Consider the following 9,303-nt stretch of genomic DNA (forward strand, 5'->3'; position numbering starts at 1 on the left):
CAGTTGGCAGTTGGCAGTTGGCAGTTGGCAGTTGGCAGTTGGCAGTTGGCAGTTGGCAGTTGGCAGTTGGCAGTTGGCAGTTGGCAGTTGGCAGTTGGCAGTTGGCAGTATTGAGTGTATTGACTGAATTATTACCCGAGTGGCTTTTTCATCAATCCATTGATAAATTAAAATATCTCAATATTTAACCTTGTGTTCAATGCCTGATGTACAAGGGGCACACCGATGAGTGCACAAGCACAAGCGTTTTTTGCTCCACAAGATTACCTGGCCTGGGAGCGTCAACAGGAAACCCGCAACGAATACGTCAACGGCGAAATTCACGCCATGACCGGCGCCAGCCGGAAACATAATGTGATTAACGGCAATCTCTTTGCTGCATTGCATACGCAGATGCGCGGAAAACTCTGCGAGGTGTACAGCAACGACATGCGCGTCAAGGTCAACGAGACCGGTATGTATACCTATCCCGACATCGTCGCGGCCTGTGGCAAGCCGGAGTTCGAGGATGCGCAGATCGACACGCTGCTCAATCCGGTGCTGATCGTCGAGGTGCTTTCGGATTCCACCGAAGGCGATGATCGCGGCGCCAAATTTCTGCATTACCGCACACTATCATCCTTACAGGATTATCTGCTGGTCGCCCAGCACGAATGCCGGGTTGAGCATTACGCTCGCCAGGTCGATCACCGCTGGTTATTGACGGAATATCAGCGTCCGGACGAGACCGTCATCCTGACCTCGGTCGGCGGCGAATTGCGTTTGCAAGATATTTATGAGCGCGTGGAGCCAGGATGAGTCGCCGCGCCTGACGCGGCGTCCCCCCAACGCCTTGTGCGCGTCAGCCCAGCCGGGTTGCCCCTCCCTGTCATCCAGCCGGCAGATCAACGCCATCAAACCATTGATGGATAGCTGGAAATCCCCGGATTCCCCGCGACATTCTTGAGCTTCGGCGTATTCAGCCGCGCGATTTTGACCGTCTTGACATCCCTCAGATAGGTCGCGACCGTCTCCCAGATCGGCTCTCCCGGCGCCTGACTGCCGACCGTGGCCCAGCCGGCGACCACGTATTTTTTCTCCGCCTCGATACGGGTTCCGTCATTCAGCGTCATCTCCTGAATCCGCTCGCCCATGCTCGCCGTGGGATCGCAGACATAATCCAGACCGCCGACCCTCACCATGTCGCCGCCCTGCTGGACGTAGGGATCGGGATTGAAAAGGTTGTCGCCCACATCCTCCAGAATCGCCTTGATCTCGGCGCCGGTCATTTCCCGACGGTAGGTTTCGGGATAGGTGATGCAGGTCTGATCCATCACATTGTCCAGGGTGATCGCCTGACCCGGCAGTACGGTCGTACCCCAGCGGAAGCCGGGCGAGAGGCTGATCTGCGCGTCATGTACCTTGATCAGCGCATCGCAGATCACCTGATCGAAGGTGCCGTTGAAATTGCCGCGCCGAAACAGCGTCTCCCCGGCGGTGGCGAGTTTTTCTTCGAGTTTGTCCTGGTAAGGCGCTCGCACCCCGGCGATGTAGTCGAGCATCCCCTGATCGGGCTTGAGTAGATTCGAGAAGACCGGCAGCAGTCGATAGCGGAAGTCGCGCAGTTTGCCGTCCTTCACGTCCAGATCCATCACCCCCAGGAATTTTCCGTTGGAACCGGCGTTGGTCACCAGCGTCTTACCGCTGGCGTTTTCGACCAGTGTCGGCGCGGGCATGCCGTCGTGGGTGTGCCCGCCGAAAATCACGTCGATACCGGTGACCCGCGAGGCCATCTTCAGATCCACGTCCATGCCGTTGTGCGAGAGCACCACCACCAGGTCCGGCTGGTCCTCCTCGCGCACCTTGTCGACCATCTCCTGCATCCGTCCGTCCTCGATGCCGAAGGTCCAGTCCGGGATGAACCGCGAGGGATTGGCGATCGGGGTATAGGGAAATGCCTGACCGATGATGGCGACCTTGACCCCGCCGACCTCCTTGACCGTGTAAGGCTTGAAGGCGAGACCCAGATCCTCGTCGAAGCCAGCGAAGTCGGCAAAGCGATAATCGAACAGCGCCTCCTCGCGAACCTTGACGTTCTGCGCCACGAAATCGCCCTTGAAGGCGCCGATGTTGCGGATGACCTCGTCGTCCCGATAGGTGAACTCCCAGTGCCCCGTCATGACATCGACGCCGAGTAGATTGGTCGCGCCAACCATGTCCATGCCGCGCGTCCAGTAAGCGGTGCCCGAGCCCTGCCAGGTATCGCCGCCATCGAGCAGCAGGCTGTTACCGTCGCCCCGCTCGGCGCGTAGACGATCCACCAGCGTTTTCAGATGCGCGAAGCCGCCGACGCTGCCGAATTTCGCGGCGTCCTCGTCGAAGTTCAGATAGGTGAAGGCGTGCGCTTCGATCCCGCCGGGCTCGACTCCGAAGTGTTTCAGGAACGCCTCGCCGACCAGATGGGGCGCCTTGCCGAAGGCGCCACCGATCCCGATGTTCACATTCGGCTCGCGGAAATGGATCGGATTCAGTTGGGCATGCGTATCGGTGATGTGCAGGAGCGTCAGGTTGCCGAATTTGGGCACTTCGTAGAGATCCGCGGGAAGACGCCGGGCGGCAAAGGCGGACGCGGGCAGCATGCCAGCCGCGCCGGCCAGCCCCAGGAGTCTGATGAATTCACGTCGGGACAGTGACATTGGACCGATTCCTCCAGATTGATGGTTTAGAGACGAGCGAGGCAGTGCGCCAGCATGCGAGCGAGCCACACCAGTATGTCTGGACTCGCGACCGGAATACCAGAGAGCGAATCGTCCTCTACCGCCGCGAGGAGGTGGAGTCCGCGCCATAAAGACCGGCCTTGATCATTTTGTCGTCCAAGCCGTAAGGTCAATGGTCCGCGCAGCGGACCCTACGATAGGGTCCGCTGCGCGGACCGAACGCCAGTGGCCGGAGTGGTAATCGACGCTTAAAGACCCATCGCCGGAGTCGTGCATTCCCCTGAGCCCGTGCTAGGATTCGGCCACGACGATTCCACGCATGGCGTGACCAATATCGGCGTGACGTCATTCTGAAACGGCCGTAGACCAATCACAATCACCGGGGATCGGAGCCATCCGCTCCCACGGCACCGACATCGGTAGAGCTTAAGGAGGCTTTTATCATGCTGTTCATCCGTTTTCCCCATCCACGCCTGCTTGCTCTGTCGCTGGGTCTCTCGACCCTGGCGACCGGCGCGGCATTCGCGGAGATGCCTGACTGGGTTCTCAAGGGCGACACCGCCGCAGGTAAAGCGGTTGTGAACGACCGCGCAAAAGGCAATTGCGTCGCCTGCCATGCGATGGTTGGTGCAGACAGTCCCGGCGCCATTGGTCCAGTTCTGATCGCGATGCAGACCCGTTACCCGAGCAAACAGGCGCTGGCTAAGCAGATCTGGGATGCGACCGTCAAAAACCCGGAGGCGGTCATGCCCCCTTTTGGCAAGCATGAGATCCTGACCCAGAAAGAGTTCGTCGATGTCGTCGAGTACATCTGGTCCCTCTAAGCCATCATCACCGGAGGTCACACGACCATGAACAAGACAAGTCTATCGCTGATCGCGGCCGGCCTGGCCTGCGCGATGACAGCCCCAGTCATCGCTACCACCCCGGCGGAAGACCAGGCGATTTTCCAGTCCTATTTCAAGGCACGCTTTCCGAATGTGCCGGAGGATGACTTCAAGAACGGCGTCTACGCGATTGACCCCGTCGGCCGTGAAAACTGGGAGGCAATCGAGGAATTTCCACCCTACGAGAATGCCGTCAGCAACGGCGAGATCCTATGGAACACCCCCTTTGCCAATGGCAAGGGGTATCAGGACTGTTTCCCGGATGGTCCGGCGCTCGCCGGCAAATACCCCTATTGGGACCGAGAGCTTGGCATGGTCGTGACTCTGCCGCTGGCCATCAACAATTGTCGGGCGGCCAACAAAGAAAAACCACTGCCGTATCAGAAAGGTCTGATCGCGGACCTGCTCTCGTACATGGCCTTTGAGTCACGCGGCCAGATGACCAAGGTCGAGATCCCGAACGATGATCCGCGCGCCATCGAGGCGTATGAAAAGGGCAAGGAATTCTATTTCGCCCGTCGGGGCCAGTTGAATTTTTCCTGCGCCCATTGTCACCTGGGGAATTCAGGCACCACGCTACGCACCGAGATCCTCAGTCCAGCCCTCGGTCACACGACACACTGGCCGGTCTATCGCTCGAAATGGGGCGAGATGGGGACACTGCATCGACGCTTCGTGGGCTGCAATGAACAGGTGGGAGCAAAAGCCTTTGAGGCCCAGGGAGAAGAGTATCGGGATCTCGAATACTTCCTGACCTACATGAACAATGGCCTCGAACTCAATGGCCCCGCCGCTCGTAAGTAAACCGCCTGGTAGGCATCAGCCACGGGGAGCGCGTCCCGCCTTCCCGCACGCAAAAGACGAGAGAGGAGTTTCGACAAAATGAACAATCGCAGTCTTTCAACAGGCGCCTTGATCGCGGCCCTGATGATTGTCATGCCCAACGCCTGGGCAACCCACAGAGCCGAGGCCGAAGAGGCAATTGCCGCAGCCAAGGCCGCCCATGACACGGCGATGTCCGCCAAGGTCGCCGCGCCTGAGTCCGCCGCGATGATCCAGGAAGCCGAGGAACTTCTCCCCTTGCGGCAATACACGAAGGCGGTTGAACTTGCCGACAAAGCGAGACGGCAGGACAGCTTTGCCTACCAGCAGAGCACCAGCGAAAAGGGGGCGGGGGCAGACGCCGATGCCGACAGCAAGGCCAAACAAGCGATCGTGGCAGCGGAGGCAGCCCGCAAGAAAGCGGCATCCGTGGGTGGCGAATGGCGCGATACCGCTCAGTTAATCAAGGATGCCGAGGGACTCGCCAAGTCAGGCAAATATGACGAGGCAATCCAACTGGCCAACCAGGCCGCGCGCCAGGGAGCATTAGGTTACGAGCAATCGCTGGCAGAAAAAGGCGTGGGTTTCCCAGCCTATATGGCGAAAAAGCCGTAACTCGGCCATCGCCACAGAGTCGTCCTTAGCCTCCCAATTATCTCGTTCAGGAGAACCGAATCATGCCATTAAAAATGCCGTTGTCCGCCGTCCTGCTGATGGTCTCTTTGGCCACTGCCTCCAGCGTCTTTGCCGAGGATAACAAGATCACTCCGACACTCGGAAGTGTCGATGTCATCCACAATGGCGCGACCGTGACCATCAAGCGCGGTCATGACCGACACGCCACCATGCCGGAAATCTTCCAGAAGACCGATCGTGGCTGCCCCCCATTCTGCGTGGAACCCATGATCGCCGCCCCCGGTATCGAGACCGTGGGCGAGCTTGAGGTGCTGGATTTTCTGCACCGGATGGCCCAGGGTGAATCGGATCTCCTGCTCATCGATTCACGCACCCCGGACTGGGTCATGCGCGGCACCATCCCAGGCTCGATCAATATCCCCTGGAACAGGATCAATCGTGACACGGCTGGCACCTTCGAGACACCAGCGGAGGCAGACAGCTTTCATCACATCCTGGAAGACGAATTCGGCGTTGGCCGGAACGCGGCAACCGGGGCATGGGACTTCCGCGACGCCAAAACACTGGTGCTCTTCTGCAACGGGATCTGGTGTCCGCAATCCACCGCCAACATCAAGACCCTGGTCGGCATCGGTTACCCCGTCCACAAATTAAAGTGGTATCGCGGCGGCATGCAGGACTGGGTCAGCGTCGGACTCACCACCGTCACGCCCTGATCGATCGTCCAAAGTCAGATCGCGGAATTGGACGGGGCCACTCTGGCCCCGTTCCCAACGTCTGATCGATTTGGACTCCTGTCAACCACTTCACCATTCCTTGCGCAAGTCACTCAGTTTCTCGCGATAGGCCTGGGCATCGCCATATTCGAAGAATTGCAGGGTGCGCCGATGCGGATCCAGGGTGCGCTGAGCATGCTTGATGGGACACCAGTATTGTTCGGTCCGACCGATCACCTCCCGAATATACTCAACCAACTGGTTGCCATATCCGCAGTAGACACAGTTCAGTTTCTCGATCCAGTTGAGATACGCCAGTCGGTGCCGATCAATGACCAGATAATCCGCGCGACGGACTCGCGGGATACCGTAGATGCGAAAGCAGAGATGCTGGAACAGCGTAAAGGAAAGGTCCAGGATCACGAGTGGGACGATCATGCCATAGATCAGCGGAGCCGACAGAAGATAGGCCACTGGAGTGCGCCGGAGATACTGCCAGACACCGGTTCGCTGGCGCAGATGCAAAAGCCGTGCGCCGCGCGCGAAAACGACTTTCCCGAAGCGCAACGAATAGCGAAACTGCTTGCGGCCTTCCGCGAGCAGACGATCGATCTCCTGGTCGAATTCCCGCTGGGTCGTTTGCAAGCGATCCAGGATCTCATCGATCACTGTTCTGGCCATCGTCTTCTCCTGAGAAAAGCGTCTAAATCCACGTCTATGGAGAGGACATGGCATGGCCGATAGCTGAAGCACGGGCAGGATCCGTCCATCCGATCGCCCGTGAGAAGGCATGCCTGCATGGTAGTCTTGGGCAGGACGATCAGCAAGGCATGAGACACTGACGGTCGAGCGCATCGAGCCGACGGTTGCTGCGAGCAACCCGCGCCTGACACACATGGCGAGCCACCACCCCGGACAATGAAAGCGCGGGCTCGCCAAGTGCGTTCCCTCCCGGCCCCACCCAAGCGGGAGAGGTCGAGCGAGCGCTGCGCGACTTTTACGGTAACGCCGCAAGGAAAGGTCGACCGCTTACAAGACATACCGCTTTTCGGCAATCCATTGTAATATCCCCCTGCTTGCGCGGGTGGCGGAACTGGTAGACGCGCTGGATTTAGGTTCCAGTGGAGCAATCCGTGGGGGTTCGAGTCCCCCCTTGCGCACCAATGACTTACCGGCTTTTCTGTCTGCCGTCAGACGGCGACGTGACGCGGCGTATCGAGGCGGGCGATTGCGCTGCGCAGGTTGTCCAGCGCCAGATGCGCGTATTTCTCCGTCATTAGGATAGGATCGTGCTGTTCGAGGCGATTCATGATCTGTCTGGCAAAAGAGGCTCTCAGATTGATTGCGCGGTAACGATCCGTTTGGACGCTGCGCTTCTTCTCGCTGTTACTCAGATACGCGACCATCAGTTCTACAAAGGCGGTTTCTGCTTTTGATGTCCCAATGTCTTTCGCAGTGCGTTCGACAACGGCGCTGCGGATTGCCCACGCCAGCTCTGCCGCAGCCGGCGGCCGCCTGAGCAACGGCGCTTGATCCACATAACGCAAAATCGAGCCCCAGGGGGCTGACCGATTACCATCCGAAACGCGAAAAACGCAATATTGGTCAGATCGCTTTGGCCATTCGGGTGCCCGTCCACGCACGAATCAGCGACTGACTCTATACCATGCGTCTGGCGTCAATGGGGTTATTTGAAAGACAGGCTGGCAGGGGCCGATTCGTTTCTGCCGCCGGGCGCAACGGTGCGTCCGACCCTCTGGGCTTATCGAGACGAAGGCGCGGAAGGTTTCTGATCCGACGAGGGCGACCGGTCGTTCATCGCCAACTCGAGTGCATACCAGAGTAGGGAGGCGGCCGGCACCATGAACCTGCCTCTGAGGATCTGCGCAATGGACAGGCCCACCAGCAGGAGAAAGGTGAGCGTTTGCAAGTCCACCCGATTCTCGCTCACCTGACGCAGCTCGCGGTTCAGCGAGCCAAAGGTCGCGGTCAAGACGTCCAATGGAGGCGGCTCCGTCGGATCCCCGTCCTCGAAGGACCAGATGTTAAGGCCCCGCAGGGCTGGCTCGATGTCCTCGGGCGCCGCGTGACGCACCAGGAGACTTGCGGTCGGGACACCGATCTCGACGGTCTCGACACCGGGAAGCGCAGCGATGCGCTCGGCGGCCGCGTTGAGCCAGAGACGATCCTCGCGTCGCTCGGCCACGCGCAGACGCAGGCGCCCCGATGCCTTGTGGACAAGCCTGACCTTTGGGGTCATGTCGCCGATCCGGACCGCGCACCGGCCTCGACCACCTCTTCAGCCTGACTGGCCGCCGCGCGCGCCCGCTCTTCCACGAGCTCGTCTTGTACTTCGGCGACCAGATCGTCCATCATCTCGCCCAGTTCGGCCGCGGCCTCGCGACCTTTCTCATCGGCCAGGATTTCCGCCTTAAGCGCGGAGCGCGCGAGCGGCCGCATCGCGGGCGCCAGTGCCATGACGGCCACGGGAACCAGGACGGCCACGCCTAACCCCAGGGCGACGCCTTTGGCAAAGGACTGACCGCCGACGAGCTCATCGAGCTGTACCATGATGACCCTCTTCTGATAAGGCAATTCGATGCTTAGGCCAAGGTTGATCGCTAGGCCATGTGGATCGTCCCGCGGAAGGGAAAATCGCATCCGAGCAAGAGCGCCATTCTTCAAACGGCATCGCAATCCCTCCGCACCGCCACTCCGAGCGGTGCCTCCCAGAATCAGTTGTCGACTGAAGACGTCTCTTGAGCCGTCACCGTCTCTTCAGGCGGTCACCGCCTCTTCCGGCGTCCCTTCGGGTGCGGCCAATCTGAGGATGCTCTCACGCATCGAAGGCCGTCAAAGCCGCGCCCGCGCCATCATGCAGACCCTTGATCATCAAGCTCTCGCGCGGGATCAGGTGCCCGAGGAGCATCGCGCCAAAGGTGGCCCCATAGGCAAGAGAGTAGGCACTGCCATAGACTCCTTTCGCGACCCCGCCACCCAGCAGATCCCAAAGATCGTGTGCGGCTCGCGCACCGGCGGCTGCGCCGTCTCTCATGACCTCCGCGATGCCGGTCACGGACGAACCGGCGATTGGTTCAGTCTCTCGCATGACTTCTTCACACATGACTTCATCCTCCACCTTGCAAACGTTGGCAATCGTGACCCGCGGCGCTCGCAGCGGATCGGTTGTGATCGTCGGTGCCGGAACTGAGGGCATCGCGCACCCGGGAATTGCACGCCCGGGCAGTCATCCACTGCCCTGACGCTGCTCCTGACGCGAGCAGCCTCGACAAAATAAGCATAGTTGTTCAGTGCGGATTTTGGTCTCCATGACCCGGCGACCCTGACGTATGCTAGTACAACTGCGCGCAAGTCTTGTTCACGGAGGTGGTCCACTGCGTAGACAGGCCATCCTGGCCTGTCCGCTCAGGGCTGGAAGCCCTGACTACGCAGGTTTGTTGCAGTCACTTAGAGTCTGTTCAGAAAGTTTATCTAATGAAATTAGATTGTTGCAGTTTGACTTACACATGAAATTTAGGCAAAAGC

General features: G+C 59.5%; 12 protein-coding genes and 1 tRNA gene. 7 read left to right on the forward strand and 6 right to left on the reverse strand.

Annotated elements, in window-relative coordinates; translation table 11 throughout:
- Window positions 1-188 (forward strand): hypothetical protein (locus QZY07_RS03870; RefSeq protein ID WP_295399916.1); only part of this gene is annotated, 188 nt, incomplete at its 5' end.
- Window positions 189-225: 37 nt separating this feature from the next.
- Entirely contained in the window at window positions 226-798 is a 573-nt protein-coding gene (locus tag QZY07_RS03875) for a Uma2 family endonuclease (protein WP_295399918.1), read from the forward strand.
- Between the two features lie 95 nt (window positions 799-893).
- Here QZY07_RS03875 and soxB read toward each other — a convergent pair whose 3' ends face one another.
- Entirely contained in the window at window positions 894-2,675 is a 1,782-nt protein-coding gene (gene soxB / locus QZY07_RS03880) for a thiosulfohydrolase SoxB (protein ID WP_295399920.1), read from the reverse strand.
- A 464-nt stretch (window positions 2,676-3,139) separates the two neighbouring features.
- Between soxB and soxX the strand changes: the two genes are divergently transcribed.
- The 4 genes from soxX to QZY07_RS03900 all read left to right on the forward strand — a co-directional run bounded on the left by soxX (window position 3,140) and on the right by QZY07_RS03900 (window position 5,757).
- A complete protein-coding gene (soxX, locus tag QZY07_RS03885; RefSeq protein ID WP_295399922.1) occupies window positions 3,140-3,520 on the forward strand; it encodes a sulfur oxidation c-type cytochrome SoxX in 381 nt (126 codons plus the stop codon).
- Window positions 3,521-3,547: 27 nt separating this feature from the next.
- Window positions 3,548-4,387, forward strand: coding sequence for a sulfur oxidation c-type cytochrome SoxA (soxA, locus tag QZY07_RS03890; RefSeq protein ID WP_295399924.1), 840 nt, complete (start codon window positions 3,548-3,550; stop codon window positions 4,385-4,387).
- Window positions 4,388-4,465: 78 nt separating this feature from the next.
- Window positions 4,466-5,020 (forward strand): hypothetical protein, encoded by a 555-nt coding sequence (locus QZY07_RS03895; protein ID WP_295399926.1) that lies wholly within the window; start codon window positions 4,466-4,468, stop codon window positions 5,018-5,020.
- A 62-nt stretch (window positions 5,021-5,082) separates the two neighbouring features.
- Window positions 5,083-5,757 (forward strand): rhodanese-like domain-containing protein, encoded by a 675-nt coding sequence (locus QZY07_RS03900; RefSeq protein WP_295399928.1) that lies wholly within the window; start codon window positions 5,083-5,085, stop codon window positions 5,755-5,757.
- Between the two features lie 90 nt (window positions 5,758-5,847).
- On the opposite strand, the gene QZY07_RS03905 is transcribed toward QZY07_RS03900, so the two are convergent.
- Window positions 5,848-6,438, reverse strand: coding sequence for a hypothetical protein (locus tag QZY07_RS03905; RefSeq protein ID WP_295399930.1), 591 nt, complete (start codon window positions 6,436-6,438; stop codon window positions 5,848-5,850).
- A gap of 397 nt (window positions 6,439-6,835) precedes the next feature.
- On the opposite strand from QZY07_RS03905, the gene QZY07_RS03910 reads away from it, so the two are divergent.
- Window positions 6,836-6,920 (forward strand) — tRNA-Leu (locus QZY07_RS03910).
- Window positions 6,921-6,947: 27 nt separating this feature from the next.
- Here QZY07_RS03910 and QZY07_RS03915 read toward each other — a convergent pair.
- The 4 genes from QZY07_RS03915 to QZY07_RS03930 all read right to left on the reverse strand — a co-directional run bounded on the left by QZY07_RS03915 (window position 6,948) and on the right by QZY07_RS03930 (window position 8,881).
- Window positions 6,948-7,295: a hypothetical protein gene (locus QZY07_RS03915; protein WP_295399932.1), complete on the reverse strand. Its 348-nt coding sequence runs from the start codon at window positions 7,293-7,295 to the stop codon at window positions 6,948-6,950.
- Window positions 7,296-7,519: 224 nt separating this feature from the next.
- Window positions 7,520-8,017 (reverse strand): HMA2 domain-containing protein, encoded by a 498-nt coding sequence (locus tag QZY07_RS03920; protein ID WP_295399934.1) that lies wholly within the window; start codon window positions 8,015-8,017, stop codon window positions 7,520-7,522.
- Window positions 8,014-8,328, reverse strand: coding sequence for a DUF5132 domain-containing protein (locus QZY07_RS03925; RefSeq protein WP_295399936.1), 315 nt, complete (start codon window positions 8,326-8,328; stop codon window positions 8,014-8,016). The genes QZY07_RS03920 and QZY07_RS03925 overlap by 4 nt, the downstream gene beginning before the upstream one ends.
- A 265-nt stretch (window positions 8,329-8,593) precedes the next feature.
- A complete protein-coding gene (locus QZY07_RS03930) occupies window positions 8,594-8,881 on the reverse strand; it encodes a hypothetical protein (RefSeq protein ID WP_295399938.1) in 288 nt (95 codons plus the stop codon).
- Window positions 8,882-9,303 lie beyond the last annotated feature (422 nt).

Origin of the sequence: uncultured Thiocystis sp., assembly GCF_903866365.1 — a bacterium.
Lineage (GTDB): Bacteria > Pseudomonadota > Gammaproteobacteria > Chromatiales > Chromatiaceae > Chromatium.